We start from the raw sequence: 26,203 nt of genomic DNA on the forward strand, positions 1-26,203 counted from the left end.
CAGGCGCAGCTCAGGAGGGTAAAATCCAAGAAATTCACCCAATCCGGATTATCCGTTTTTTAAGACTAGCCCTGCAATAGAAACAGATAGTTATAATCTTTGGAGGAGAAAAATGTTGAAGAAATTTGCTGCTATTGCCTGTGCCGCGGTGCTGTTCGCATCGCCCGGTTTGTCTGAAACCCTGCGCGCAGTGACCTACGAAGGTTTGACCCCCTTCACCAGAGATGCAAAAGCCGATCTGCCCGGGTTTAACGTAGAGCTGATGAATGCCGTCGCTGAGCGCGCCGGTTTTGATCTGGAGACCGAATACCTGCCTTGGAAACGCGCTCAAAAGGTTGCGGAGGACGAGCCCGATACAATCGTCTTTGGCCTGGGCCGTAACAAAAAACGCGAGCCAAAATACAAGTGGGTCATGAACCTGCTCACTGCCGAGCGCGTGTTTGTCTCCCTTGGTGATCCGATCAATTCAATCGAGGATGCCCGGGGCCTGGGTCAGATCGGCTCCCGGTCGCTCTACTACACCCAGCTGGAAAACGAAGGTTTCACCAACATCAGCAACTCCGACGTCAACAACCTGCAAAAGCTAAAGGCTGGCCGTGTCGATGCGGTTTACACGGTGTCCTCGCGGGCTGTTTTCGTTTGGTCACAAGAACTGGGGTTTGCGCCGGAAGATCTGGCGATCGGAACGTCAATCTCCCCTGTTGCGATTTGGCTTGCAGCACACAAAGACTTTGACGACGCCAAGGTCGAAAGGCTGCAAAAGGCCCTTAAAGAGCTTGTTGCAGATGGAACCTATGACGGGATCCACAAGAAATACTTTGGTGATCTTCCGGTGCTCCCTCTTTAAGTTGAGGCCGAGCAGAAACTGAAAGACCTGTTCAAAAGCGAAGCGAATACAGCATTGAGTTGTTGTATTCGCTTTGTGCACTCCGTCCCCTAAACGGCAGGGCCTCGCAGGGCTTCATTGTCTGTCTCCTCAGCTGGAGAACAGGCTCTCCCTAAACGCCAAACATTTCAGGCGAACAGGTCTTGTCGGCCACTATGTGTCTGTCACGATGGGTTTGCCGCTGAAATGCCTCAGAATAAAACCTGGGAAAAAAACCTGGATAAAAACTGATCCGTATGGCTTGCCGGTCCGTAATAGGACTATGTTGACACAAACTCTTATTCCACCGCGCCTCAACGCGAGTTCAGTGACCGTGGGCCGCTCCGAAAGAAGATCTGTGTCGCCACCCAAAACCGACCTTTCACAACAGGACATTTCCCAACAGACGATCTGGATGATCGCTGTGCGTGACAACCGTGATCGGGCAGCCTTTGGTGCCCTCTACGATCATTTTGCGCCGCGGCTGAAGGGGTTTGTGATGCGGGGAGGGGCCTCAGCGCCGCAGGCAGAGGAAATTGTGCAAGACGTGCTGCTGACCCTCTGGCGCAAGGCGGCCCTGTTCGATCCACACCGGGCGCAGGTCTCGGCCTGGATCTACCAGATTGCCCGCAACCGTCAGATCGACCTTGCGCGCAAAGAAAACCGGCCAATACCGGAAGAGCTGAAGGAAGAGCCGGGAGCCGAGCCGGACGCCAGCCAAATTCTGGGTCTTGAGCAGGAAACAGGCCAGTTGAAAAAGGCTCTTGCGACGCTCAAGCCTTTGCAGCGCGAAATCATAGAAAAGGCCTATCTGGGCGAGTTGACCCATCAGGAAATCAGCGCCGAGACGGGTCTGCCGCTGGGAACGATAAAATCGCGTATCCGCCTTGGGCTGGAGCGATTGAGACACGAATTGAAGGACCTCAAGCAATGAGTGCCGTAACCCGCCACATCCCCGATGCCATGTTGGCGGCCTATGCAGCCGGCAACCTGCCGCATGCCTTTGCCGTTGTGGTCGCGTGCCATGTGTCACTGTGCGAAAGCTGCCGGGCGACGCTTGAGACACATCAGGCTGTTGGCGGTGTTTTGCTGGACGAATCTGACGCGGTGGCCGTTTCGCCATCGTTGAAAGACGACCTCTTTGCGCAATTGGATGCGCCCTACACTGCCAAACCGGTTTATGAGCGGCACGGCGTCTATCCAGCCCCGGTGATGGAGGCGCTCAAGGGGCGTGCGCTACGCTGGAAAAAACTGGGGATGGGGGTGCGTCAGGATATCTTGTCACATGACGACAGCGGCTCGGTACGGTTGCTCTATATCCCGCCAGGACAGGCGGTGCCGGATCACAGCCACAATGGGCTGGAGCTGACGCTGGTGTTGCAGGGCAGTTTTAGTGATGAAACCGGCAGGTTTGGTGTCGGGGGTGTCGAGATCGCCGATGACGCGCTGGAGCACACGCCGGTCGCGGATGCGGGAGAGGCCTGTATTTGCCTGGCTGCGACCGATGCGCCCCTGCGGTTTCGCGCTTTGGTGCCCCGGCTGTTGCAGCCGATATTCCGCATCTGACCTCTGGCCTCTGATCACGGGGAAGTTGGGGTCGCATTCTGTTTCGGCTGCGACGGGGGGCCGCGCGTCGCGGTCTGGGATGTTATCTGCGGCCGTAGAGAAACAGATCTGGCAAAGCAGAGAAAAGGCGCAGAGCCCAGGAAAACGGGGCGGGAAAATCGGTGCGAAAACGAGATTTGCGCATCGCTTTCAAAACCCGGCGTGCGGCAGCTTCGGGCTGCATCAGCATTGGCATTTTGAAACTGTTTTTTTCGGTGAGACGGGTTTTGATAAAGCCCGGGTTCACCAGTCGCACCACAACGCCACTGCCTTTGAGGTCAAAACGCATCGTTTCTGCCAGGCTGACCAGTGCGGCCTTGCTGGCGCCATAGCCGATCGCCGCAGGCAGGCCGTGATAGCCCGCGAGCGAGCCGACCAGCGTGATATCGCCCTGACCACGGCGCACAAACTCTGGCACAACCTCGCCCAACACGCGCATGGCCCCGATGAAATTCACATCACACATGGCAAGTGCCGCCTCTTTGTCCCAGGCGGTCGCGCGCATGGGGGCATAGGCGCCTGCATTGTAGATCACCCCGTCCACCTGCCCGAGTTGCGCCGCCGCCTGTCGCACTGCCTGCGGGTCTGTCACGTCCATCTGCAGCGGGCGGCTGTTGGGCAATGCATGGCACAGGCTTTGCAGCCGGTCTGCGTTTCGTGCCGACAGGATCAAATGCGCGCCCTCATCGCTCAGCTGTTGGGCCAGCGCCCGGCCCAGCCCTTCACTGGCACCAACGAGCCAATAGGTTTTCCCTGAAAATCCAGTCATTTTGCGGCCTCGATACTGTTTTGGGTCTCAGACAGCAGCTGCGCGGGCGCTGGCTGTTTTTTCAAAAACGGAGCGCGTTTGAGATATAGGATTGCGTCTTGCCAGTGGATCAGCGCCAGCACACGCAGCGCCCCAAACGGCCGTCGCACGGCAGCCCAAAGCAACGACCGGTTGGTCGCGACAGAGCGCTTTCCCACCAGCGTGGCCAACACTCCCTGATCGCCATTTTCATACTTGATCCGGATGTTGACCTTGGTTTTGGTCAGCTCAAAATTGAAGTGATAGAGCCCTTCGATCTTTTGAAAAGGCGACACATGCATCAGCTTTGCCGCCGTCAGACGATCCGTCTTTTGAATGGGGCGAAAATCTCTGTGGGCACAAAAGTAGCAGTGTCGCTGCCCAAAGGTGCTGTTGACCTCGGCGACAAAGGCGCAGGGTTTTCCATCGATCAGCGCGATCCAAAAGCTGACCGATTTGAATTGAAACCAAAGAAGCCGCGGTTGAGCCAGCAACAACAGTTGCGCGTTCTGGAGGGGAAAGCCTCTCTCGGACAGCAGGCTGCGAAACCACGCGACCCCGCGCCCCTGGTTGCGCACGCCGCCGTGATGGCGGTCCCAAGGCGACCACAAATTGAAGCGGTTGCGCGAGAACAGCCAGGGCTGATCTGTGCCAAGATCGCTCAGGACATAGTCTACCCCGTAGGAAAAGGCGTTTTTCAAAGACCCGCGCCGGGCGTGGTAGGTATGAGCTTGGATATGGTGCAGCATGATAGTTCCTCTACGTGCGCGCAGGGGGGATGGATCACTTTTTGCCTGCTGTGCGCGTAGAAAATCTTTTTGTGTCAAATTGTGATCCAACGCCGCGCGCACCGCGTATCCCTTTCATAACACGTCAAAGACGAGGACCAAATGTTTGACCACACCCAGGGCCCGCGTAAAAAGATCGCCATTGTCGGCGGTGGTATTTCAGGCCTGTCTGCTGCCTACTACCTGTCGCCCTACCATGATGTGACCCTGTTTGAGGCGGCCCCCAGGCTGGGCGGTCATGCGCGCACGGTGATGGCAGGCAAGAACGGCGACCAGCCGGTCGATACCGGCTTTATCGTTTTTAACTATGTGACCTACCCCTTCCTCACCCGTCTGTTTCGCGACCTGGATGTGCCGGTGATCAAAAGCGAGATGAGCTTTGGCGCCAGTATTGATAATGGGCGGCTTGAATACGGGCTCAACAGCCTGCGCGCCATCACGGCGCAAAAAAGCAACCTGCTAAAGCCGCAGTTTTACAAAATGATCGCTGACATTGTGCGGTTTGGCAAACGGGCCGAGGCGGCTGCGCAGGACGACGATAAAACCATAGGTGAACTCGTCGCAGAGCTGGGCTTGGGCCAATGGTTTCGCGACAAATACCTGATGCCAATGTGTGGCGCGATCTGGTCGACGCCAGTGGCAGAGGTTGACCAGTTTCCGGCCAAATCTCTGGTGCAGTTTTTCCGCAACCACGCGCTTTTGGCCGGGGGCGGGCAACATCAGTGGTGGACCGTTAAAGGCGGCAGTATCGAATATGTGCGCCGACTTGAGGCGGCGCTGATTGCGCGGGGCTGCTGCCTGCGTACAGGCTGCCCGGTGCAGCATATCACGCGGAATGAATTTGCAGTCACGGTCACGGCAGGCAACGGTTTTGTCGAAACCTTTGACGAGCTGGTCCTCGCCTGCCATTCTGACCATGCGCTGGCGATCCTGGGGCCGCAGGCAACGCCGCAGGAGGCGGGGGCTCTTGGCTCCATTCGTTACCAGCCAAACAAGGCGGTTCTGCATTGCGATCCGCGTCAGATGCCCAAACGTCGTGACTGCTGGTCAAGCTGGGCCTACCGGTCGCAAGACGGTGATATTGGTGTCACCTACTGGATGAACAAGCTGCAGGGCATCCCTGAAAGTGACGCACTGTTTGTGACGCTGAACCCGACCACCGAGATCTCGGTGCAGTCAATTTATGACAGTGTCGAATATGCCCATCCGGTTTTTGATAAGGCCGCGCTCATGGCACAACGGGATATTCGCCAGATGCAGGGCCAGAACCGAACCTGGTTTGCCGGAGCCTGGAACCGTCATGGATTTCACGAAGACGGCATTGCCAGCGCCATGCGTATCGTACGGACCCTGAATGAGCGCCATCAGATCAAAGGATTGAAAAATGCGATTGACCAACAAGGCTCTGAAATCGAATTTCCTGTCGACCTGCGAACGTCTGCGTGAGGGCCAACTGACCCTGCGCACGCCTGAAGGGGAGCGCTATCAGTTTGGCAGCTCGGGACCCGAGGCGGAAATGGTCATTCATGACTGGTCCACCGTGTCGGCCCTGGCTGCGCATGGTCAGGTGGGACTGGGAGAGGCCTACGTCGAAGGTCTTTGGGACACGCCATCCATTGAGGCTCTTGTGTCCCTGGCGATGCGTAACCGCGACCATCTTGGCGCTTTTGATCAGGCCAGCCCGTTTAGTCGCGCCAAATTCCGTGTGATCGACAGCTTTCTGCGCGCCAATTCACGCAGTGGATCGCGCAGGAATATCCGGTCGCACTATGACGTGGGAAATGAGTTCTATGCCCTTTGGCTGGATGACGGCATGACCTATTCCTCGGGGCTGTTTGACCGGGGCGACGATGATCTTTCTCGGGCGCAGTCCAACAAGAATGCCCGCGTTTTGTCCCGTTTGGGGCAGGGGGAGCGCACCTTGGAGATCGGCTGTGGCTGGGGGGGCTTTGCCGAGCAGGCAACGCAGGAGGGCCGCAATGTGACCGGCGTGACGATCTCGCGCAATCAGCACAGCTATGCAACCTGCCGGCTTGACGGGCTCGCCGATATCCAGCTGCGGGATTACCGCGACATCAACGGCACTTTTGACAGCATTGTCTCGATTGAAATGATCGAGGCCGTCGGGCTGAGATACTGGCCCACGTATTTTGCGGTTCTCAAACGTAATCTGGCCGAAGAGGGGCGCATCGTTGTGCAGGCGATTACCGTCAAGGACGACTATTTCGACACCTATAAAACCTCGTCCGACTATATCCGGCAATATGTTTTCCCAGGGGGCATGTTGCTGTCGGACAATGTGATCAAAGAACAGGCCAAAGGTGCTGGCCTGCAGGTGCGCGACAGTTTTGCCTTTGGTCAGGACTATGCCAAAACCTGCCGGATCTGGGCAGAGCGGCTGGTGGCGCAAAAGCACCGGGTCGATGTTCTGGGCTACGGCGAAGGTTTTTTCCGCAACTGGCAATACTACCTCGAAATCTGCGCGGCCTCCTTTGCGATTGGCCATACCAATGTGGTGCAGGTGGAGATGACACATGCCTAGAGCGCTGTCTGCTCTGATTGCACTGGCGTTTTCTGTCCTGCTGTTGCCGGGCGTGGTCCTGGCCTCACCGGTGAAATCCGTCTTGCCGGACGCGCAGGTGCGGGGGGCTGCGACCTTTCGCTTTGTTGGCTTCCCAATCTATGAGGCGCAGCTGTTCACCCGCGCCGGGGCGCCGCTGGATTGGGAGGTGGATTTTGGCCTTGGGTTGACCTATCTGCGCAGCCCTCACCGGGCACGACCTAGTTGAAGGCACTCTTCGAGAGATGGAGCGCAGGGGCGCACCCCTGCCGCAGCGGGCGCAGCTTGAACGCTGCTATAGGGATGTGCGCAAAGGGGACCGCTATGTGGCGGTGTCAAAAGGCCCTGACGCGATTGGGTTCTGGCTGAACGACACATTCATCTGCACCCTTAGTCAGCCGCAGATAAAAACCAGTTTCATGGAGATCTTTCTGGGCGACAACACCCGGTCCAGATCCTTTTCCCGGGCGCTCAGGGGCGAGTGATGATATATCCGCGTGTCAGCCTCTATGCGCTGATGCTGGCTGCGGCCGGCATCCCGCTCTATATCCATTTGCCGCGCTTTGCCTCGGTGCAGCTTGGGATCGGGCTGGGCACGGTTGGCACAGTTCTGCTGGCGATCCGGCTGATTGATCTTGTGCAGGATCCGGCCATTGGCTGGGTGATAGACCGCTGGCCGCGCGCACAGAGCTTTTTTGCCCTGAGTGCCGCCGCCGGGTTGGCCATCGGCTTTCCCATCCTGTTCAATCTGCAGCCGGGGTCTGGCGTGGTGGCGCAGCTTGTGGGGACGCTGGTGCTGTTGTTCTCCGCCTACAGCCTGGGGATGATCCTGTTGTAGGGGCGTAGTGCGTCGCTGGCGAGGACACCAGCGCGGGCGCGCTGATGACTTTGGCGGCGTATCGCGAGGGCGGCATGTTGGCCGGGGTGGTTCTTGTCGCCAGTGCGCCGACGCTTTTTGTGGCGCTGGGCGCGGCGGGGCAGGGCTATCCGGCTTTGGGCTTCTTCCTCCGCGGGCTGGCGAGTGTTGCGGCGCGGCTTCCTTGCCGATCTGGCGCCGTCCCGTGCTGCCGGGTGCAGCGCTGTCGCTCAAGGGGCTGGCGCAGGCGGGCGCGCTGCGACTGCTGGGGCTGGCGCTGGTCAACAGCCTGCCTGTTGCCCTCACATCGACCCTGTTTTTGTTCTTTGTTGAAGATCGCCTGCTGCTGCCGGGGCAGGCGGGACCGCTGTTTATCCTGTTTTTCCTCAGCGCTGGCCTTAGCGTGCCGCTCTGGGCGCAGCTGAGCCGCAGTCTGGGGGCGAAGCGGGTGCTTTTGCTTGCCATGCCGCTGGCGATTCTGGGCTTTGTCGGGGCAGCTTTTCTGGCTCCGGGCAGTGCATTTGGCTTTGCGCTGATCTGTCTTGCGTCGGGGGCGGCGCTGGGCGCTGATATGGTTATCCTGCCCGCGATGTTCTCGGTTGCACTGACCCGCGCCGGGCTGCAGCCCTCGCTGGCCTTTGGCATCTGGTCCTTTGCCGGCAAACTGGGGCTTGCGCTGGCAGCCTTTACGGTGCTGCCAGTGCTTGAGAACAGTGGCTTTGTGCCCGGCGCGGACAACAGCGCGGTGGCGCTGTCTGTGCTCAATATCTCATACGCCGTTATTCCCTGTCTTTTGAAACTCTGCGCATTGGCCCTGGTCCTGGCGCTTCCTGTCGAGGAGCAAAGCTCATGAAACTTGTTGCAGCCATCCTGTTTGTCATTGTCGCACTTGGTGCCGCCCGAAGCTATTTCTTCAGCTTTCGGGCGCAAAGCCCGTCTGACTATGCCCTGACTAGCCCGCAGTTTGTGCTCAAGACGCATCTGTCGGGGGACATTCTGTCAGAGGGCCTGATCTACGGGCCAAACGGCAGGGTGACCAATAGCTTTGTGGCGAAAATGGTTGGCGAGTGGCAGGGCAATACCGGCACCCTCACGGAAGAGTTCACCTATTCCAACGGCAAGAGCCAAAGCCGCAAATGGTTCCTGACCCTTGGGCCAGACAACAGCTTTACGGCCACTGCGGATGATAGCGTCGGTGAGGCGCGCGGCGTGGTTTCCGGCTCGACGGTCAAAATGGAGTATCAGATCCTATTGCCAGAGGCCTCTGGCGGCCATTCTCTGGCTGTGACGCATTGGCTCTACCTGACAGAAAACGGTGTCATCATGAATAAATCAGAGCTGCGCAAATTTGGCCTCAAGGTGGCCGAGCTGGTCGCGACAATGCGGCCGGACCCTGCTGCGCAATAGGCCTTTTGCCAGAGGCGGGCGCCCCCGTCTCAAAGGTCGGTATTCCTTGCCCTTGCACCTGTGATTGCGCCTGCAGGCTCGTTCAGCTCCGGCATCGTCTCTTGCCTTGCGCTGTGCGCCCCGTCACATCATGGTGGCGACAGCAAAGGGGTGGCGATGACAGAGCAGTTGTTTTTGGTTCTTGGCGGCATCGGCATGTTCCTGATGGGCATGAAGGCGATGACCGAAGCCCTGCGGGAGGCGGCGGGGACGCAATTGCAGCAGATTCTGACGCGTTTCACAACCACACCGTTTCGCGGCGTGATGTCCGGAGCGGCCTCCACGGCGGTGATCCAGTCGTCAAGTGCGACGACCGTGATGACAGTGGGCTTTGTCGGGGCTGGTCTGTTGACGATGACGCAGGCGCTTGGGGTGATCTATGGCGCCAATATCGGCACCACGGCAACCGGCTGGCTGGTGAGCCTTTTGGGCTTTAAGCTAAAGCTGGGCACCCTGTCGATGCTGCTGTTGTTTCCGGCCAGCCTGCTGGACCTTTTGGGCCGGGGCGGCTGGGCCCGGGCCGGGCGGATGGTGGCGGGCCTGTGCCTGCTGCTTATTGGGCTCGATCTTATGCAGCAGGGGATGCAGGACGTCACCTCGGTGCTGCGCCCCGAGATGCTGCCGCCCAATACCGTACTGGGGCTGTTGGCGCTGGCTGTGATTGGTGCGGCGCTGACCGTGCTGATGCAGAGCTCTTCGGCGGCAATAGCACTGGCGCTTGTGATGCTCGAAAGTGGCGCCATCACCCTGACGCAGGCTGTTGCCATTGTCGCAGGCATGAATATTGGCACCACCTGCACGGCCCTTCTGGCCTCGCTGGGCGGGTCGCGCCCCATGCGGCAGACGGCGGTTGCAAATCTGATGTTCAATGTCGCCACCAGCCTGATGGTGGGGCCGGTGTTGTTGTTTGGCATTGATGCGCTGCAGGTGGTCGCCGAGCGCACCAGCACCATGACGGCGCTTTTGGTGTTTCACACGGGCTTTAACCTGGTTGGGGCAGCGCTGTTTCTGCCGCTGACGCCGCAGTTTGCGCAGCTCATCAACCGGTTGCTGCCGGACCGGCCAAAAGACGCGCTGATCACGCTGGACCGTGCCTTTTTGGCAGACCCTGAAATGTCGCTGATTTCGGTTCATCCCGCGCTTGAGACGGTGACAATGCGGATCTATGCGGCCATGGCTGCGGCGCTGCAACTGCCTGCGGACTATCGCGGGGTGACAGCGCTTGAACCCTGTCGCCCCGCTCTGAGAGAGATCGAGGGTTTTCTGGCGGATATTCGCCTCACGCCGGATCATGCAGTGCAGGAGGCAGAGTATTCTGCCCTGTTGCACCAGACGGACCATTTGCTGCGCCTGCTTGAGCGATTGAGCCAGACCGGACGCATTGCCGTGCTGGGAGACGATCCTCTGCTGCGGCGTCCTGCTGTGATTGCCGGTGCTATTTTGACCCGCCTGCTCAGTCGGCAGAACGTGGGAAAAGAGCGCCGCCGTCTGCTGCGGCTTGAGCGACTGGTCGGCGCGCGAAAGGCCCGTCACCGCCGGGGGCTATTGCTGGGAGAGCATGCGGGGCTTTATGACCTCGGTGAGGTGTTTTCCCATACGGACGCGATGCGGTGGCTGAACCGCAGTCTGCATCATCTGGAACGGCTGGAACACTACCGGGACCTGAGCCATGAGGTGTTGCCAACGACCAGGGGGTCTGACGCGCCGAGTGAGACACAACCGGTGGCGCCCTCGGCCGGGCCTTCTACAGGGGGGTCTTCTACAGGGGGCTGAAGGGGGCTGAGTTGCGTCCTGGGACCGAGGCGCCGTCTGTGTGATGGCGGGCAGGGCGCAGGCCGTTATCTGCAAAATCTATGATCCACAAAAAAAGGTGTGTAACCACAAAAAAAGAGGACGTTGCCGCCCTCTTTCTCGTGCCCTGCAGAACCCTGCACAGGGCCTTTTTAGACAGGGTCTTTTTATCTCAGGACGCCTGGGATTAGAGGCTGTCCTGCAGGGCTGCCACAATGGCGTCGCCCATTTCGCTGGTCGAAATCGGGTTGACGCCGTCTTCTCCCAGCAGATCCGCCGTGCGGGCACCGTCGGCAAGCACTTTCTCAATGGCGCTTTCCAGGCGGGTGGCCTCGTCGCCCAGATCAAAGCTGTAGCGCAGCGCCATCGCAAAGCTGAGGTACAGGCAATCGGGTTTGCCTTGCCCTGACCGGCGATGTCGGGGGCCGAGCCGTGTACCGGCTCATACATCGCTTTGGGGCGACCATTTGCCATCGGAGCACCCAGGCTGGCCGAGGGCAGCATACCCAATGAGCCGGTCAGCATGGCGGCGCAGTCGGACAGGATGTCGCCAAACAGGTTGTCGGTCAGGATGACGTCAAACTGTTTCGGCGCGCGCACCAGCTGCATGGCACCATTGTCGGCATACATGTGCGAAAGCTCGACCTCGGGGTAGTCCTTGCCAACCCGTGTCGTCACTTCGCGCCACAGGATGCCGCTCTCCATCACATTGGCCTTCTCCATCGAGCAGACCTTTTTGTTGCGGCGCATTGCCAGCTCAAAGGCAGAGCGTGCGGCGCGTTCGATCTCGGATTCGGTATAGCGCTGGGTGTTGATGCCGACGCGCTCATTGCCCTCTTCAAAGATGCCGCGGGGCTCACCAAAGTACACACCCGATGTCAGCTCGCGCAGGATCATGATGTCGAGGCCGGACACGATTTCTTTTTTCAGCGAGGAGAAATCAGCCAATGCGTCAAAACACTGCGCTGGGCGCAGGTTGGCATAGAGATCCATTTCCTTGCGCAGACGCAGCAAGCCACGCTCTGGTTTGACGCTGAAATCCAGATCATCATAGGCAGGACCGCCCACCGCGCCGAGCAGCACCGCGTCGACCTCTTGCGCGTGGGCCATGGTCTCATCCGTCAGCGGCACACCGTGCTTGTCATATGCGGCACCGCCGACCAGAGCTTCGCTCACATCGAACTGAATGTCGCGGCCTTCACCAAACCAGGTGATGACTTTACGAACCTCGGTCATGACCTCGGGGCCGATACCGTCGCCGGGCAGAATCAGAATCGATGGATTGGACATGCTTGCCTCCTAAAAAATCGTTGGAATTGGCCTACTCGCATGGGGCCTCAGGGTCAATAACAGGCCCCGCATTCAGCGGCTGAGAGGGTGTTTTTCCGACGTTTTTCAGGGCTTTTGCCAACAGGGTCCAGACACGTCTGATGCGGGGCGTCTCGCGCATGGCTGCGTGGGCCGTCAGCCAGAGCGGCAGGGGGGCGATTTCAACGCCGAGATCCAGCTCTTGCACGGCGTCGTCGGCGCAGCCAACGCTGCTTTGACAAAAGCCGATGCCACATCCCGCCCGCACCAGTTGCCAATAGGTGGCCTGGTTGTCGCAGCGCATAGCAGAAGCACTGCGCTGGGCAGGGCAAGCCCATGTGAGCATACTGCGCAGGATCAGATCATTGCTGTCATAGCCCACCAAATCACGGCTCCAACGATCCTCTGCTGTGCGGGGGCGTCCGCGCCGCCAGATAGGATTTGGCGGCAAAGATGCCCAGGGGCAGATCCGCAATGTGCTGGGTGATCACATCAAGCTGGCTGGGGCGATACATGCGCAGGGCGATATCCGCCTCGCGAAACAGCAGGTTCTCGCTGGCATCCGTTGGCACCAGCTCTAGCTCAATCTTTGGCTCGGCAGCCCGGATTTCGGCCAGAACCGGCGGCAGCAGGTAATGCGCCGCAAAGACGCTGGCGGTGATGCGCACGGTGCCAGCCAGGGCCTCGGACTGCCCCGCCGCCTGCAGCGACAGCTGATACATCTGCAGCTGCATTTCACGCGCCATGGGCAGCAGCGCGCTGCCGGCCTGCGACAGCTGCAGCCCTCGGGGGTGGCGATCAAACAGCTGTTGGCTGAGGCTGGCCTCCAGTGCTTGGATGTGGCGCCCCAGGGTTGGCTGGCTGCGCCCCAGCTGACGCGCCGCAGCTGAGAGCGAGCCGCTTTCGGCCACGGCAAGAAAGCTTTGAACCAGCGACCAGTCGGTGAGTTTGGCGTTGTCCATGCATCATTGAATGGCAGATCTGAAATTTTTGGCAATGTGATTGTCATTTTGTTTGGGAGAAACTGTGTTGATCTTAGAAGACAGGAGTTGCCCCCCATGACCCGAACTGCACCCATGACCCGAACTGCGCTCATCCTCGGAGCCTCTGGCCGTTTTGGCCGTGCTGCCGCAACCGCATTTGAACAGGCTGGCTGGCATGTCCGTCGCTTTCAGCGGGGGCGGGATACTCTGACCCAGGCTGCCTCTGGTGTCGATGTCATCGTCAATGGCTGGAACCCGGCCTATCCCGACTGGGCGGCGCAGGTGGCAAAACTGCACCGGCAGGTGATTGCCGTGGCCGAGGCCAGCGGCGCCACGGTGATCGTGCCGGGTAACGTCTATGTTTTTGGCGCTGAAACCCCATCCCCCTGGTCCGAGACCAGCCCGCATGCAGCGCAAAACCCGCTGGGTCGCATCCGGGTTGAGATGGAGGCGGCTTACCGCGCCTCAAACGCGCGGGTGATCCTGCTGCGGGCCGGGGATTTTCTGGATACCGCAGCCTCGGGGAACTGGTTTGACGGCATCCTTGCCGCCAAGCTGGCCAAAGGCAGGTTTGTCTATCCGGGGCGCACTGACATTGCGCATGCCTGGGCCTATCTGCCTGATATGGCGCGCGCCGCCGTAGAGCTGGCCGCAATCCGCAGTCGCCTGCCGCGCTATCTGGATGTGCCCTTTGCGGGCTATAGCCTCAGCGCTGAGGAGCTGCTGGCGGCGATAAACGCCTGTTTGCTGCACCCTGTCAAACTGAAGCGGATGTCCTGGCTGCCGCTGCAACTGACCCGCCCGTTTTGGCCCCTTGGGCGTTGCCTTTTGGAGATGCGCTATCTCTGGGACACACCGCACTGTTTGCAGGGCGATGCAGTGCAGAACCTCTTGCCGGAATTCCGCAACACGCCTTTGGAGGTTGCCTTGCCAAATTGCCTGCCGCCAGAGTTTCAAAGGGGGCTTCAAAGGGAAAAACACCCAGCCAGTTGGCCGAACGACGCCATAGCCCAGAAATAGGGAGGAGGCGTTTTGGGCCAAAGGGTCTCTTGGCTAGTCCAGTGCGATGTCGACCCAGACCAGCCGGTGGCGGCTGGCCTTGGCGGCCGCCGCCTCAGCGCTGTCGGGCCAGTCAACGCCGGCGGCAACAACCTGCAGATCGCGAGAGGGCAGAAGATAGTCCACCCGCATGCGCCTGTCTTCGCCCCAATCCACGGTGTCAGTCCCGGCCAGCGCAGAGCCGGGGCGCGGGTCTTGCAGGCGCGGATCCTGCAGCAGGTTGGCGATGACCTGCCGGTGTCCGGCGCCTTTGTCGGGGTCCAGATGGGCCCCGCCTGCAATCAGGAAACGGCTGCTGGGCGGCGGGCCAATCTCTTTTGGCAGCTGCCCCGCCAAAAAGACCTGCCAGAGACGAATTTCATCCGCGTTGCGCACCCCGTTGCGGTCCTCGGCGCCATCAAACAGGGGCGGAGGGGCCTTAAAAACCAGCAGGGTTAGCCGCCTGTCATCGGTTAGGGCGACCGGCAGCGCCCAATGGGCGGTGGTGGACAGGCGCTGGACGGCCTGCGCCTGTGGCGTGGGAAAGGGGCTTCCGTCCGGGTGGCGTGGCAGGGTGGCTCCGGGTATATCGCGCCACAAAAGCCCGCTGAGGTCGCTGATTTCATCCGCCATGATGGGGTATCGCGACAGCACCGCCATGCCGCTGCGACCTGTATAGTCGCCATAGCCCTGCGAATCTCCGGAGCCTCCGAGCCTTTGGTCGCCATCGAGATCAAGCTCTGTGGCGAGGCCGGTATTGGGCTGCCTGGCAAACAGATGCGGGAAGGGAGATCCGGCTGCAGCCAAGCGCTGTTCCAGCGCCTTGAGGGCCCGCGAGTCATGATCCCAGTCGATCCCCTGCAGCACCAGTATGTCAGGCTGGTTTTGCGAGATAACGGCCACCACCGCCTGAATTTGGGCGTCATTGTCCCGCTCGATATCGCGCAGCAGCAGGCCGGGCCCTTTGCGTGAAAGCTCGGTGTTGAAGGTCGCAATGCGCAGGGTTTGCGCCTGCAGCGGTGTTGATTGGATTACAAAGGCAAGCAGAGCAAAGGCAAGCAGAGCAAAGGCAAACAGAAGAGGCATCAGGGAGTGATCTCTCCTGTTTGCCCGGGGTCTCATGCGGTTTGCAGGGCTTGGGCATGGGCGTAAACGGCCCGCCGTTTTTGCGCGATGAGATCGGCCACCCGCAGCATCGCCATGCCCCGCATAATCATCGAGGCGGGCACAAAGGCCCAGGCTGCAATCATCCAGACCAGCATTTGCGGCGTCGCCAACTGACCGACCTCTATGATGGTGGACGAGAGTTTGATGGCGGCGGGGATGGCAAAGGGCAGCAGAATGCCGATGATAATGTTGATCCGTCCGTCCCGTTGCAGCCGTGTCACCACGTCGCCGCCGGTTGTCGGGTCAAACAGGGGCAGATTGACCCAGACGTTAAAGGCCCCGTGGGCAACTGGCCAATTGCCAACCCGAATGGCCAGGGCAAAGCACAAAATCGCTGCGGCGGAGACGACATAGGCGATGCCGGCAGCGCTGCGAATGGTGTGCAGGGTCTCGAGCGCGGTGTCGCTGGGCATCATCAGAACCGTCAGTTGCACCGGCGAATAGGCAAAATCCAGCGCTCCGCCCAGCCGGGAGCCCAAATTCAGAACCAGAGTGTGAGGCTGTTGGGATCAAGCGGATGCCGCACCAGCAGGCTGAGCAGGCAGATGATCACCATGGCGGCGACAAACCGCATCCGGTTCAGCGGCGGCGCTTCGCGAAATTCAACAAAACTGGGGTAGTTTGAGAAATACTCAGCAAAGGTCAAAGCTCCGCCAAGGATCGCCATCAGGGCGATGATCTCTGGAGATTCGGTGGCAGAAACTGGCAACAGCATCGACGGCATTGCGATGAGCAATGCAACCAGTACCCCGCGAGTTGCCGCGCCTGTTATGCGAGCAAACACTGCTTTTTTCCCTTTCAAACTGGACTGGACGGTACATTGCCGTGCCTTTGTTCCAACTTGATGCACCCTGAATCGCCCAGAAGTGCGTGCATCAATTTGGCCCCATTTGTGCATGGATTGCGCGCAGGTCTCAAGTTTGCATTTGCGGGATTTTGATTTTCTACCGGGAAAGCATAAGGCGTGATGCCCGAATGCACCAATTTTACCCAAACCTATCAGCGGCTTGCCTTGTGCCTACCAGATGTAGTGGTTGCAGCTCTGCTCGCGTCAAGGCGCGGGGGGATGTGCGGGCCGGCTCAGAATACGGCAAATTTGAGGCGAATTTGCCGTATTTGTCCAGATTCGGAGCGCCCGCCAAATGAACGGGGCGGCGGTAGGCAGACGTCGTGATGTGCACAAAAAAGGCCGCCACGTATCAGCGGTGGCCTTCTTGATAGGGTTTGTTCTGCGCTCAGACCCAGGGACGCTCCTGCGCCATCTTACCTTCGTAAGACAGGATCGAGGCTTCTTTTTGCAGGGTCTTGCCGATGTCATCGAGCCCTTCCAGCAGGCATGTCTTCTTGAAAGCATCAACGTCAAAGGCGATCACAACCCCATCCGAAGTGGTGATTTCCTGCGCTTCGAGATCAACTGTCATGCGGGCATTTTCGCCCTTCTCTGCGTCGGCCATCAGCAAATCAACCTGCTCTTGCGGCAGGACGATGGGAAGGATGCCGTTCTTGAAGCAGTTGTTGAAGAAGATGTCGGCAAACGAGGTCGAGACCACACATTTGATGCCAAAATCCGCAATCGCCCTGGGCGCATGCTCACGCGAGGAGCCACAGCCAAAGTTGTCGCCAGCCACCAGAATCTCGGCGTTGCGGTACTGCGGTTTGTTCAGCACAAAATCCGCAACCTCAGAGCCGTCGCGGTTGTAGCGCATCTCATCAAACAGGTTCTTGCCAAAGCCGGTGCGCTGAATGCTCTTCAGAAACACCTTGGGGATGATCATATCAGTGTCGATATTGACCAGAGGCATGGGCGCGGCGATGCCGGTGAGTTTTTGAAACTTTTCCATAATGCTCGCTCCTTCAGATCAAATCACGAATGTCGGTCAGCTTACCAGTGAGCGCAGCTGCGGCGGCCATGGCAGGCGACACCAGATGGGTGCGGCCCTTATAGCCCTGGCGTCCCTCAAAGTTGCGGTTCGATGTGGCGGCGCAACGCTCGCCTTCGGACAGCTGGTCGGGGTTCATTGCCAGACACATGGAGCAACCCGCAAGGCGCCATTCAAAACCGGCCTCTTTAAAGATCTCTTCCAGGCCTTCTTCTTCGGCCTGCGCCCGCACCAAGCCCGAGCCCGGAACGATCATGGCGCGCATGCCGTCTTTGATCTTTTTGCCTTTGACCACATCAGCCACGGCGCGCAGATCTTCGATGCGTCCATTGGTGCAGGAGCCGATAAAGACAGTGTCGATTTCGATATCCGTGAGCTTTTGGCCAGGCGTGAGGCCCATATACTCAATGGCGCGTTTTGCCGCTTCAATCTTGCCGCCCTTAAAGTCCTCGGGGAAGGGGACTGTGCCGGTGATCGGCAGGACGTCCTCGGGCGAGGTGCCCCAGGTGACAACCGGCTGGATGTCTTCGGCGCGCAGGGTGACAACCTTGTCGAATTTGGCGTCCGGGTCGGTGAAGAGGGTCTTCCACCAGTTCAGCGCGGCTTCCCATTGTGCGCCCTTGGGGGCGTGGGGGCGGCCTTTGACATAGGCATAGGTTGTCTCATCTGGCGCGATCAGGCCTGCGCGGGCGCCGCCCTCAATGGCCATGTTGCAGACGGTCATACGGCCTTCCATCGACAGGTCGCGGATCGCTTCGCCGCAATATTCGATGACATAGCCGGTGCCGCCAGCGGTGCCGGTCTCGCCGATCACGGCCAGGGTGATGTCCTTGGCGGTGACGCCCGGATTCAGCTTGCCGGTGATCTCCACCTTCATGTTTTTCGATTTCTTCTGGATCAGCGTCTGTGTCGCCAGAACATGCTCGACCTCAGAGGTGCCGATGCCGTGGGCCAGGGCCCCAAAAGCACCATGGGTGGCGGTGTGGCTGTCGCCGCAGACCACGGTCATGCCGGGCAGGGTCCAGCCCTGCTCGGGGCCAACGATGTGCACGATGCCTTGGCGGACGTCAGAGACCGGGTAGTAATGCACGCCAAATTCGCGGGCGTTCTTGTCAAGCGCATCAACCTGGATGCGGCTTTCCTCGTTCTCGATGCCTTTGGCGCGGTCCAGCGTGGTGGGCACGTTGTGATCCGGCACGGCGATTGTCTTATCTGGCGCATGCACTTTGCGACCCGACATGCGCAGACCTTCAAAGGCCTGCGGGCTGGTCACTTCGTGGACCAGATGGCGGTCGATATAAAGAAGGCAGGTGCCATCCTCTGCTTCATGCGCGACATGCGCATCCCAGATCTTGTCATAGAGCGTTTTGGGGGACATGTGTCCTCTCCCGTATTCAGGTGTTTATAGCTGGCTTGGGGCTTGGGCTGCGGGTTTATAGCCGCGCCAGGACCGTGCGGGCGGCGCCATAGAATCGCTCGCGCAGACGGGCGCGATCTTGCAGTTCAATATTCTGGGCCAATACGAGGGTCATGGGCGTCAGATACAGGCGAGGCGCTATGCGATCAAGGGTTCGCGCGGCGAGATCATGGCAATCTGTGCAATCTTTCCCTTGAATCCTTAGAAATATGGCACATCTCCCCTTTTAGTGACCGCTGAGATCAGGCAGAGAGTGCCGATGATTCGAGTCCCGTTGCTACTTTCATTGAAATGTGGCGCGGGAATTGCTATTTTTAGCACAGCCCCAGCGCCGGGGGAGGGTCGGCGCGCCTTATGGAGGACAGTGTTCTGTCGACCGAACCTCAAGCGGCTGCTGCCGCTGATAGCGAGGCAGCACAATCTGCTGCCCAGAGTAGCCCAACCAATCTGGGTCGCCCGACCAATCTGGTTCTGCTGGAGCGCATTCTAAGCTCCCTGGATGAAGACAAGGCCGAAGACGTCGTGCAGATCGATCTGCGCGGCAAGACAGCTATTGCCGATTTCATGGTCATTGCGACGGGTCGTTCGAGCCGTCAGGTGACTGGTATTTCGGAAAAGCTCAGTGACCGGCTGAAGCATGAATATGGCATCATCAGCAAGATCGAAGGTCGCGATACCGGCGATTGGGTGCTGATCGATACCGGCGATGTTATTGTGCATGTCTTCCGCCCCGAAGTGCGCGAGTTCTACCAGCTCGAAAAGCTGTGGCAGCCCGGAATGACGCCGAACCAGGATGGCGCATAAGCCGCCGCATCAAGCAAAGCGGCAACAAGTAAACAAGGGCGCCTGATCCCGCGCCTGTTCCCTGTGACCTCTCTCTCTGCCCGTCTCTCTGCTCTGCGCGGATCTGCGGAATTTGGGCCGAGAGAAAGCGTCAGGGCTGACAAGCAAACAAAGGCTGGCCTATGCGTGTCCATATCTGTGCGGTTGGACGTCTGCGGTCCGGACCTGAAAAATCCCTGATTGACGACTATCTCACCCGGTTCGACCGCACGGGACGGGCGCTCGGCCTTGGTCCGGCACGCCTGATCGAGGTGGAGGATAAGAAAAACGCCGGAATGGGCGCTGAGGCGGTCCTGCTGCGCAAGGCTCTGCCGCAGGGCGCAGTTGTCTGCACTCTTGATGAGCGCGGCAAGGTGCTGAGCTCGCCTGATTTTGCCGCGCGCATGGGCGCATGGCGCGACGCTGGACGCCAGGATCTGGCGCTGATCATTGGTGGCGCCGATGGCATTGACCCTGCCTTGCGGGCCGAGGCGGATTTCTCGATTTCCTTTGGCAAGATGGTCTGGCCGCATATGCTGGTGCGGGTGATGCTGTCCGAACAGATTTACCGCGCGGCCACCATTCTTGCCGGCGGCCCCTATCACCGGGTGTGATGTCTCTGGGCGGGCCTCATGGGGGCATGGGCAGGCCCTAAGGGGTGGCGTGTCGTGGTCAGGGCAGGCTGACAGTATAGCGCAGCGGCGCCCAGCCATCGACCAGGCAGCGGCCTCAATCTGCACTTCCGTCAGGCCCTCGGGCAGGGTCAGCCCGCCAAGAGAGCGGGTGAAGGGTTGTTCGTGCTCATGCGGATGGGTAAGGAGGCGCAGGCCCAGCTCATTGCCTTGCATGTCCAGCACCCGCCAGCCATCGGCGTAATGCTCCCAGCCGGTGTCGGGATGTGACCGGGTAACGCTGATGCGCCAGCCTGCAGAGGCTTCCACCGCGGTGGCAGCTTCGATTTTGGGCGCATCGGCCAGACTGGGCTGAGCTGACAGGGCAAGCAGACAGCTGGCAAAAATCAGGGTAAGGGTTTTCATTCCGTCAGCCTAGTCATCGCGCAGAGTGAGGGAGGTCACGATACCGTGTTTGCAGGGTGTTTTGACAGGGCATTTTGGCGGCGTATCTGAACCCAGGGACGCCTTGGCGGTAACTTCAGGCTTGCTAATTAGGCAAAATTGGTAATATTATATTACCAAACAGAACATCCCAAAGGAGAGCCCCATGGAGATGCCGTCCCCGGATCCCGCCATCCTGGCCCGCAAAGCACATCTTGCGCGCAGGCTTGCGGCTGTTCTGCCCGCTGATGCTCTTATTCAGGATGAGATGGAAACCCGTGCCTATGAATGCGACGGGCTGGCGGCCTACAGATGTCCGCCGCTGCTAGCGGTGCTGCCGCGCAGTACGCAGGAGGTCTCGGATATTTTGCGCATCTGCCATGAGGAAGGCGTGCCTGTGGTGCCGCGCGGCGCAGGAACCTCGCTGGCGGGCGGGGCGCTGCCAACCGCAGACAGCGTTATTTTGGGCGTGGCGCGGATGAACGAGGTGCTGGAGACGGATTACGACAACCGGGTGATCCGGGTGCAGTCTGGCCGCACCAATCTGAGCGTGTCCGGCGCCGTTGAGGAAGAAGACTTCTTTTATGCGCCCGACCCGTCGAGCCAGCTGGCCTGTGCCATTGCCGGTAATATCGCGATGAATTCGGGCGGGGCCCATTGCCTGAAATACGGCGTCACCACCAACAACCTGCTGGGCGTCACCATGGTGATGATGGATGGCACCGTGGTCGAGATCGGCGGTGCGCATCTCGATGCCGGTGGCTGGATCTGCTGGGCGTGATCTGTGGCAGCGAGGGCCAGCTGGGCGTGGTGACCGAGGCGACGCTGCGCATCCTGCACAAACCCGAAGGCGCGCGTCCGGTGCTGATCGGGTTTTACAGCAACGAGGTGGCAGGAGCCTGTGTCAGCGACATTATCAAAGCAGGTGTGCTGCCGGTGGCGATTGAATTCATGGACCGGCCCTGCATCGAGGCCTGCGAAGCCTTTGCCAAGGCAGGCTACCCCATGTGCGAGGCGCTGCTTATCATTGAGGTCGAGGGCAGCGAAGCCGAGATTGCGCATCAGCTGAGCCTGATCATCGAGATCGCCCGCACCCATAACCCGGTTGAGATCCGCGAAGCGGGCGACGCCGACGAGGCCGCCCGCATCTGGCTGGGGCGCAAATCTGCCTTTGGCGCCATGGGGCAAATCAACGACTACATGTGCCTTGATGGCACGATCCCGGTGGGCTCGCTCCCCCATGTGCTGCGCCGCATCAGTGAGCTGTCAAAGCAATACGGTCTTGATGTGGCCAATGTCTTTCACGCCGGGGACGGCAATATGCATCCGCTGATCCTGTTTGATGCCAACAAGCCCGGCGATCTGGAGCTCTGTGAAGAGTTTGGCGCCGAGGTGCTGAAGCTCTGCGTGGATGTGGGCGGCTGCCTCACGGGGGAACACGGCGTGGGAATCGAAAAGCGCGATCTGATGCTGTATCAATACGCCGCTGAGGATCTGGAGGCGCAGCTGAAGGTCAAGGACGTCTTTGATCCACAGTGGCTGCTGAACCCGGCCAAGGTCTTTCCGCTGAGCGTGACCGATAGCCGCCGCGGCTCCGTTTTGGCCGCAGAGTAAGTGGGACATAGCACAATGATGATACCTCAGAGCGAGGCCGAGCTGGCCGATTGCATCGCCACGGCCAAGGGCCCTCTCAACATTCAGGGCGGCGGCACCCGTGGGTTTACCTGTGCCGGGGATACCCTCACGACGCGGGGTCTCAGCGGAGTTGAGCTTTATGAGCCGGGCTCACTGACACTGGTGGCCAAGGCGGGCACAACGGTGGTTGAGCTGGAGGCCTTACTGGCGAGCGAAGGGCAGCGCATGGCGTTTGAGCCAATGGATTGCCGTGGCCTGTTGGGCATTTCGGGTGAGCCGACAATTGGCGGCGCCTTTGCCGCCAACTCCTCAGGGCCGCGGCGCATTCAGGGCGGGGCGGCGCGCGACTATCTGTTGGGCGTGCGGTTTATTGATGGGGCCGGGCAGGTGGTCAAGAACGGTGGTCGGGTGATGAAGAACGTCACCGGCTATGATCTGGTCAAACTGATGGCGGGCTCTCATGGCACTCTTGGCGTGCTGAGCGAAGTCTCCCTCAAGGTGCTGCCGATCCCCGAGGCCGCCGGCGCCGTCAGCGTGGCCGTCGCGGACCTTGCCACGGCCGTCGCTGCACTGTCGGCGGCGCTGGGCTCTCCCTATGATGTGACCGGCGCGGCATATGATCCGGTCGCCGGGCTGGCTCATATCCGGCTGGAAGGTTTTGCGCCCTCGGTCAGCTATCGTTGCGACAGGTTGGTGACAGATCTGGCGCGCTTTGGCGCTGTTGAGGCAACTGCCGACACCCCCGTTGCCCTGTGGCAGGGCATTCGCGATGTCGCCGCCTTTGAGGAGAAGACCGGCGATGTCTGGCGGATCTCTGTGAAACCCTCGGACGCCCCTGTTCTGGCACCGCAGCTCGCGGCTGAGGCGCTGCAATTTGATTGGGGAGGCGGTCTGATCTGGGCCTTGGTTCCCGAAGGCACTGATCTGCGCGCAAGACTGGCGCGTGCTGGCGTGCCGGGGCATGCGACCCTGGTGCGCGCCAGTGCCCAGACCCATGCCGCGCTGGGCCGGTTCCAGCCGCAGGTGGCTCCGCTTGAGCGCCTGTCACAGGGGCTGCGGCAAAAATTCGATCCGCGCGGCGTACTGAACAAAGGTTTGATGCAAGCGGGCCCACTGCAAGCGGGCCAAATGCAAACGGGTTTCACGGGGTAAGACATGCAAACGACATTTACCAAAGACCAGCTGACAGACCCCGCAATTGCCCGCTCCAATGAGATCCTGCGATCCTGCGTGCACTGTGGGTTTTGTACGGCCACCTGTCCCACCTATCAGGTGCTGGGCGATGAGCTCGACAGCCCGCGTGGCCGGATCTACCTGATCAAGGATATGCTGGAAAACAACCGGGTGCCGGATGCCAAGACGGTCAAGCATATCGACCGCTGTCTCAGCTGTCTGGCCTGCATGACCACCTGCCCTTCGGGGGTGCATTACATGCATCTGGTGGATCATGCCCGTGCCTATATCGACAAAAACTACAAACGCCCCTTTACTGACCGGATGCTGCGCGCGGTTCTGGCGCGGATCCTGCCCTACCCAACCCGGTTCCGGCTGGCCTTGCTGGCGGCAAAACTGGCGCGGCCTTTCAAGGGCCTGGTGCCTGATGCGCGGCTCAGGGCGATGCTGGACATGGCGCCAAAACATATCCCGCCGGTCAGCCGCAATGACGATGCGCAAAGCTTTGCACCACTTGCGCCCCGCAAAAAACGCGTGGCGCTGATGACGGGCTGTGCGCAAAAGGCGCTGAACACCGATATCAATGACGCCACCATTCGCCTGCTGACCCGGCTGGGCTGCGAAGTTGTGGTGGCAAGCGGCGCGGGGTGCTGCGGTGCGCTGACTCATCACATGGGCCGTGAGGATGAAAGCCACGCCACAGCCGCCAAGAACATCCGCGCCTGGTGCGCCGAGATCGACGCAGAAGGCCTGGATGCCATTGTCATCAATACCTCGGGCTGTGGCACCACGGTCAAGGATTATGGCCATATGTTCCGCAATGATCCGCTGGCGGCGGATGCCGCGCGCATTTCGGACCGCGCTATGGATATTTCCGAGCTGCTGATGCAGCTGGATCTGCCGGAAGGGCAGGATCAGGCGCTGACAGTGGCCTATCATGCCGCCTGTTCGCTGCAGCATGGCCAGCAGATCAAAACCCACCCCAAGACCCTGTTGAAACGGGCCGGGTTCAAGGTGGTCGAGCCTGCTGACAGCCATCTGTGCTGCGGATCCGCCGGCACCTACAATCTGATGCAGCCGGAAATCTCTGCCGAACTGAAGGCGCGCAAGGTGAAAACGCTGGAGGCCAAATCGCCTGACCTGATCGCGGCGGGCAATATTGGCTGCATGATGCAAATCGGCTCGGCCACCGCCCTGCCGATTGTGCATACGGTTGAGCGGCTGGACTGGGCCACCGGCGGCCCTAACCCGCCCGCCATGACCGGCGAAGCCAGGCAGCCAGACACCGGCGTGCCGATGCTGCGCTAAAAGCCTGTCGCGATTGCAACAAATCCGGCCCGCGCGCATTTATTTGCGTTGCGGGCTGTATTCCGGGCGGGCTTGCCGTAATTTTGCCGAAGCTTGCTGGTAGATCAGCCTGCAACCGGGTGAGGAGACGATTTTGCAGGTTTTGCGGTCCACTGGATTTTTTACGGGATTTTTCGCGGCGTCTTTGGCCAGCCTCTTTGTCCTGTTGCCCCTTGTGGCACAGGCCGCAGACAGTCGTTTGCAGCGGATGGAAACCACCGAGGATGGCCGCGCCTGGGAGGCGGTGGGGCGGCTGGATGTCAATGGCGAGGGATTCTGTACCGGTGCCTTGATTGCCCCAGATCCGGGGCTGACGGCGGCGCATTGTCTCTATGACGCCCGCAGTGGAGTGCGGCTCAAACCACAAACCATTGAATTTTTGGCCGGATGGCGCAATGGCCGGGCCTCGGCCTATCGCACGGTGGCGCGCGCTGTGGTGCATCCCGATTATGTCTTTGATGGTGAGGTCTCAACCGACCGGGTGCGCAAGGACATCGCCTTGTTGCAGTTGCAGCGCCCCATTCGAAACACCACCGTCATTCCGTTTCAGACCGACAGCCGCCCCCGTAAGGGGGCTGATGTTGGCGTTGTCTCCTATGCACATAACCGCTCTGAGGTGCCCTCGATCCAGGAGATATGCTCGGTGATGGCCCGTCAGGACGGGGTGCTGATCATGTCGTGCGATGTGGATTTTGGATCATCTGGCGCGCCGGTCTTTTCGTTTGACGGTGGCCTGCGGCGTATTGTCTCTGTGGTCTCGGCCAAGGCCGAGGTCGAAGGTCAGCGGGTCTCTTTGGGGGCGGCTCTGGCGGATGGGCTGCAGCTGCTGCGGGCGCAGCTCACCAGTGCGCGGATCGGCTCGCGTATGCCCGAGGGCGTCGGCCGGGTGCAGGTGGGCGCTGAGCGTTCTACTGGGGGGGCAAAGTTTGTTCGCCCTGGGGGTTAGCCGCAGCCCTTGAAAACCTACGCTGCGTGCATATTTCATCTCTTGTCAGGGTCGCCGGTTACCGGGGCCCGGATGGCAGTCGCCCGTCCCATCAGGGAGGGCCGTTATAAGTCGCTCATAATCCGAGGATGAAACATGCGTAGATTTGATTTTGCACCGCTGAACCGTGCAACCATTGGGTTTGACCAGATCGCTGATCTGATGGACCGTGCCCTGAGCAATGATGTCGGGCAACCCAGCTACCCCCCTTATAATATTGAAAAAACAGCCGCAGACAGCTATCGGATCTCGATTGCTGTGGCCGGTTTTGGCGAAGATGATCTTGCCGTTGAGGTGAAGGAAAACGCTCTGGTGGTGTCCGCACGCAAAGGTGAAGACGAGGACGGCCGCAGCTTTTGGCCCCGTGGTCTCGCAACCCGCGCCTTTGAGCGCCGCTATACTCTGGCGGACCATGTGCGCGTGACAGGCGCCAGCCATGCCGATGGCATGCTGCATATCGATTTGCACCGCGAAGTGCCGGAGGCCCTGAAGCCCCGCCGGATCGAGATCACCTCAACAGGCCCGAAACAGACAGCGATTGAGGCCGAGGCCCAGACCGTTAACTGATCTGGAAACTGATCTGGCACCTCACCTGATCTGAAAAACGACTTCGTTCCGTTCAACGGCTTTCTCCAGGGAGCTGGACCGGAATGCGTGTAGCCCCAGACCTCTCTGCGTGGTCTGGGGCTATTTGC

23 protein-coding genes and 4 pseudogenes are annotated in these 26,203 nt (G+C 60.0%); 18 read left to right on the forward strand and 9 right to left on the reverse strand.

The genetic code is table 11. The annotated features are described in order from the left end of the window. The first annotated feature begins 112 nt into the window (after positions 1–112). The 3 genes from B4968_RS08285 (at position 113) to B4968_RS08295 (ending at position 2,431) form a co-directional block, all read left to right on the forward strand. Positions 113–847, forward strand: coding sequence for a substrate-binding periplasmic protein (locus B4968_RS08285; RefSeq protein WP_083098170.1), 735 nt, complete (start codon positions 113–115; stop codon positions 845–847). 433 nt (positions 848–1,280) lie between these two features. Then, positions 1,281–1,799 (forward strand): sigma-70 family RNA polymerase sigma factor, encoded by a 519-nt coding sequence (locus B4968_RS08290; protein WP_193791588.1) that lies wholly within the window; start codon positions 1,281–1,283, stop codon positions 1,797–1,799. Then, positions 1,796–2,431: a ChrR family anti-sigma-E factor gene (locus B4968_RS08295; protein WP_083098173.1), complete on the forward strand. Its 636-nt coding sequence runs from the start codon at positions 1,796–1,798 to the stop codon at positions 2,429–2,431. The genes B4968_RS08290 and B4968_RS08295 overlap by 4 nt, the downstream gene beginning before the upstream one ends. Before the next feature lie 82 nt (positions 2,432–2,513). Here B4968_RS08295 and B4968_RS08300 read toward each other — a convergent pair whose 3' ends face one another. Together B4968_RS08300 and B4968_RS08305 are read right to left on the reverse strand one after the other, a co-directional pair. Further along, positions 2,514–3,239 carry an SDR family NAD(P)-dependent oxidoreductase gene (locus B4968_RS08300; RefSeq protein ID WP_083098175.1) on the reverse strand — a complete coding sequence of 242 codons (726 nt, stop codon included), beginning with the start codon at positions 3,237–3,239 and terminating at the stop codon, positions 2,514–2,516. Continuing rightward, the gene (locus tag B4968_RS08305) at positions 3,236–4,006 is read right to left on the reverse strand and encodes a DUF1365 domain-containing protein (protein ID WP_083098176.1); all 771 of its coding nucleotides are present in this window, start codon (positions 4,004–4,006) and stop codon (positions 3,236–3,238) included. Before B4968_RS08305 ends, B4968_RS08300 begins: the two co-directional genes overlap by 4 nt. A gap of 141 nt (positions 4,007–4,147) precedes the next feature. On the opposite strand from B4968_RS08305, the gene B4968_RS08310 reads away from it, so the two are divergent. The 7 genes and pseudogenes from B4968_RS08310 to B4968_RS08335 all read left to right on the forward strand — a co-directional run bounded on the left by B4968_RS08310 (position 4,148) and on the right by B4968_RS08335 (position 10,680). Then, positions 4,148–5,491: an NAD(P)/FAD-dependent oxidoreductase gene (locus B4968_RS08310; RefSeq protein ID WP_083098177.1), complete on the forward strand. Its 1,344-nt coding sequence runs from the start codon at positions 4,148–4,150 to the stop codon at positions 5,489–5,491. Then, a complete protein-coding gene (locus B4968_RS08315) occupies positions 5,430–6,587 on the forward strand; it encodes an SAM-dependent methyltransferase (RefSeq protein WP_083098179.1) in 1,158 nt (385 codons plus the stop codon). The genes B4968_RS08310 and B4968_RS08315 overlap by 62 nt, the downstream gene beginning before the upstream one ends. Further along, entirely contained in the window at positions 6,580–6,834 is a 255-nt protein-coding gene (locus tag B4968_RS24255; protein ID WP_241525640.1) for a hypothetical protein, read from the forward strand. The genes B4968_RS08315 and B4968_RS24255 overlap by 8 nt, the downstream gene beginning before the upstream one ends. Before the next feature lie 16 nt (positions 6,835–6,850). After that, positions 6,851–7,090, forward strand: a complete 240-nt coding sequence (locus tag B4968_RS24260) for a hypothetical protein (RefSeq protein WP_241525641.1) — start codon at positions 6,851–6,853, stop codon at positions 7,088–7,090. Continuing rightward, positions 7,090–8,314: pseudogene (locus B4968_RS08325) on the forward strand (MFS transporter). The gene B4968_RS24260 and the pseudogene B4968_RS08325 overlap by 1 nt, the downstream one beginning before the upstream one ends. Beyond that, complete coding sequence (locus B4968_RS08330; protein WP_083098180.1) at positions 8,311–8,868, forward strand: DUF3833 domain-containing protein; 558 nt, start codon at positions 8,311–8,313, stop codon at positions 8,866–8,868. Before B4968_RS08325 ends, B4968_RS08330 begins: the two are co-directional and overlap by 4 nt. 156 nt (positions 8,869–9,024) lie before the next feature. Continuing rightward, entirely contained in the window at positions 9,025–10,680 is a 1,656-nt protein-coding gene (locus tag B4968_RS08335; RefSeq protein ID WP_083098208.1) for a Na/Pi cotransporter family protein, read from the forward strand. A gap of 205 nt (positions 10,681–10,885) precedes the next feature. On the opposite strand, the pseudogene leuB reads toward B4968_RS08335, so the two are convergent. The 3 genes and pseudogenes from leuB to B4968_RS25660 all read right to left on the reverse strand — a co-directional run bounded on the left by leuB (position 10,886) and on the right by B4968_RS25660 (position 12,968). After that, a pseudogene (leuB, locus tag B4968_RS08340) lies at positions 10,886–11,988 on the reverse strand (3-isopropylmalate dehydrogenase). A 31-nt stretch (positions 11,989–12,019) separates the two neighbouring features. After that, entirely contained in the window at positions 12,020–12,388 is a 369-nt protein-coding gene (locus tag B4968_RS25655; protein WP_420916495.1) for a LysR substrate-binding domain-containing protein, read from the reverse strand. 4 nt (positions 12,389–12,392) lie between these two features. After that, complete coding sequence (locus B4968_RS25660; RefSeq protein ID WP_338153231.1) at positions 12,393–12,968, reverse strand: LysR family transcriptional regulator; 576 nt, start codon at positions 12,966–12,968, stop codon at positions 12,393–12,395. Between the two features lie 96 nt (positions 12,969–13,064). Between B4968_RS25660 and B4968_RS08350 the strand changes: the two genes are divergently transcribed. Continuing rightward, positions 13,065–14,009 carry a sugar nucleotide-binding protein gene (locus B4968_RS08350; RefSeq protein WP_241525642.1) on the forward strand — a complete coding sequence of 315 codons (945 nt, stop codon included), beginning with the start codon at positions 13,065–13,067 and terminating at the stop codon, positions 14,007–14,009. A gap of 33 nt (positions 14,010–14,042) precedes the next feature. On the opposite strand, the gene B4968_RS08355 is transcribed toward B4968_RS08350, so the two are convergent. The 4 genes and pseudogenes from B4968_RS08355 to leuC all read right to left on the reverse strand — a co-directional run bounded on the left by B4968_RS08355 (position 14,043) and on the right by leuC (position 18,452). Then, positions 14,043–15,113 (reverse strand): endonuclease/exonuclease/phosphatase family protein, encoded by a 1,071-nt coding sequence (locus B4968_RS08355; protein ID WP_083098183.1) that lies wholly within the window; start codon positions 15,111–15,113, stop codon positions 14,043–14,045. A 32-nt stretch (positions 15,114–15,145) separates the two neighbouring features. Beyond that, a pseudogene (locus B4968_RS08360) lies at positions 15,146–15,978 on the reverse strand (hypothetical protein). A gap of 451 nt (positions 15,979–16,429) precedes the next feature. Next, positions 16,430–17,035, reverse strand: a complete 606-nt coding sequence (gene leuD / locus B4968_RS08365) for a 3-isopropylmalate dehydratase small subunit (RefSeq protein WP_083098185.1) — start codon at positions 17,033–17,035, stop codon at positions 16,430–16,432. Positions 17,036–17,048: 13 nt separating this feature from the next. Then, on the reverse strand, positions 17,049–18,452 hold the full coding sequence (leuC, locus tag B4968_RS08370; RefSeq protein ID WP_083098186.1) for a 3-isopropylmalate dehydratase large subunit: 1,404 nt from the start codon (positions 18,450–18,452) through the stop codon (positions 17,049–17,051). A gap of 393 nt (positions 18,453–18,845) precedes the next feature. On the opposite strand from leuC, the gene rsfS reads away from it, so the two are divergent. From rsfS to B4968_RS08415, 7 genes and pseudogenes are all read left to right on the forward strand, one after another. Continuing rightward, on the forward strand, positions 18,846–19,295 hold the full coding sequence (gene rsfS, locus B4968_RS08380) for a ribosome silencing factor (RefSeq protein WP_083098189.1): 450 nt from the start codon (positions 18,846–18,848) through the stop codon (positions 19,293–19,295). A 161-nt stretch (positions 19,296–19,456) separates the two neighbouring features. Further along, positions 19,457–19,927, forward strand: coding sequence for a 23S rRNA (pseudouridine(1915)-N(3))-methyltransferase RlmH (gene rlmH, locus B4968_RS08385; protein WP_083098191.1), 471 nt, complete (start codon positions 19,457–19,459; stop codon positions 19,925–19,927). 607 nt (positions 19,928–20,534) lie between these two features. Beyond that, positions 20,535–21,982: pseudogene (locus B4968_RS08395) on the forward strand (FAD-linked oxidase C-terminal domain-containing protein). 18 nt (positions 21,983–22,000) lie between these two features. Next, the gene (locus B4968_RS08400) at positions 22,001–23,155 is read left to right on the forward strand and encodes an FAD-binding protein (protein WP_083098210.1); all 1,155 of its coding nucleotides are present in this window, start codon (positions 22,001–22,003) and stop codon (positions 23,153–23,155) included. Positions 23,156–23,158: 3 nt separating this feature from the next. Continuing rightward, positions 23,159–24,484 (forward strand): glycolate oxidase subunit GlcF, encoded by a 1,326-nt coding sequence (glcF, locus tag B4968_RS08405; RefSeq protein ID WP_083098193.1) that lies wholly within the window; start codon positions 23,159–23,161, stop codon positions 24,482–24,484. A gap of 247 nt (positions 24,485–24,731) precedes the next feature. Beyond that, entirely contained in the window at positions 24,732–25,469 is a 738-nt protein-coding gene (locus B4968_RS08410) for a trypsin-like serine peptidase (RefSeq protein WP_083098211.1), read from the forward strand. A gap of 135 nt (positions 25,470–25,604) precedes the next feature. Then, positions 25,605–26,075: an Hsp20 family protein gene (locus tag B4968_RS08415; protein ID WP_083098194.1), complete on the forward strand. Its 471-nt coding sequence runs from the start codon at positions 25,605–25,607 to the stop codon at positions 26,073–26,075. Positions 26,076–26,203 lie beyond the last annotated feature (128 nt).

The sequence above is a fragment of the Pseudophaeobacter leonis genome, assembly GCF_002087335.1.
Classification (GTDB): Bacteria; Pseudomonadota; Alphaproteobacteria; order Rhodobacterales; family Rhodobacteraceae; genus Pseudophaeobacter; species Pseudophaeobacter leonis.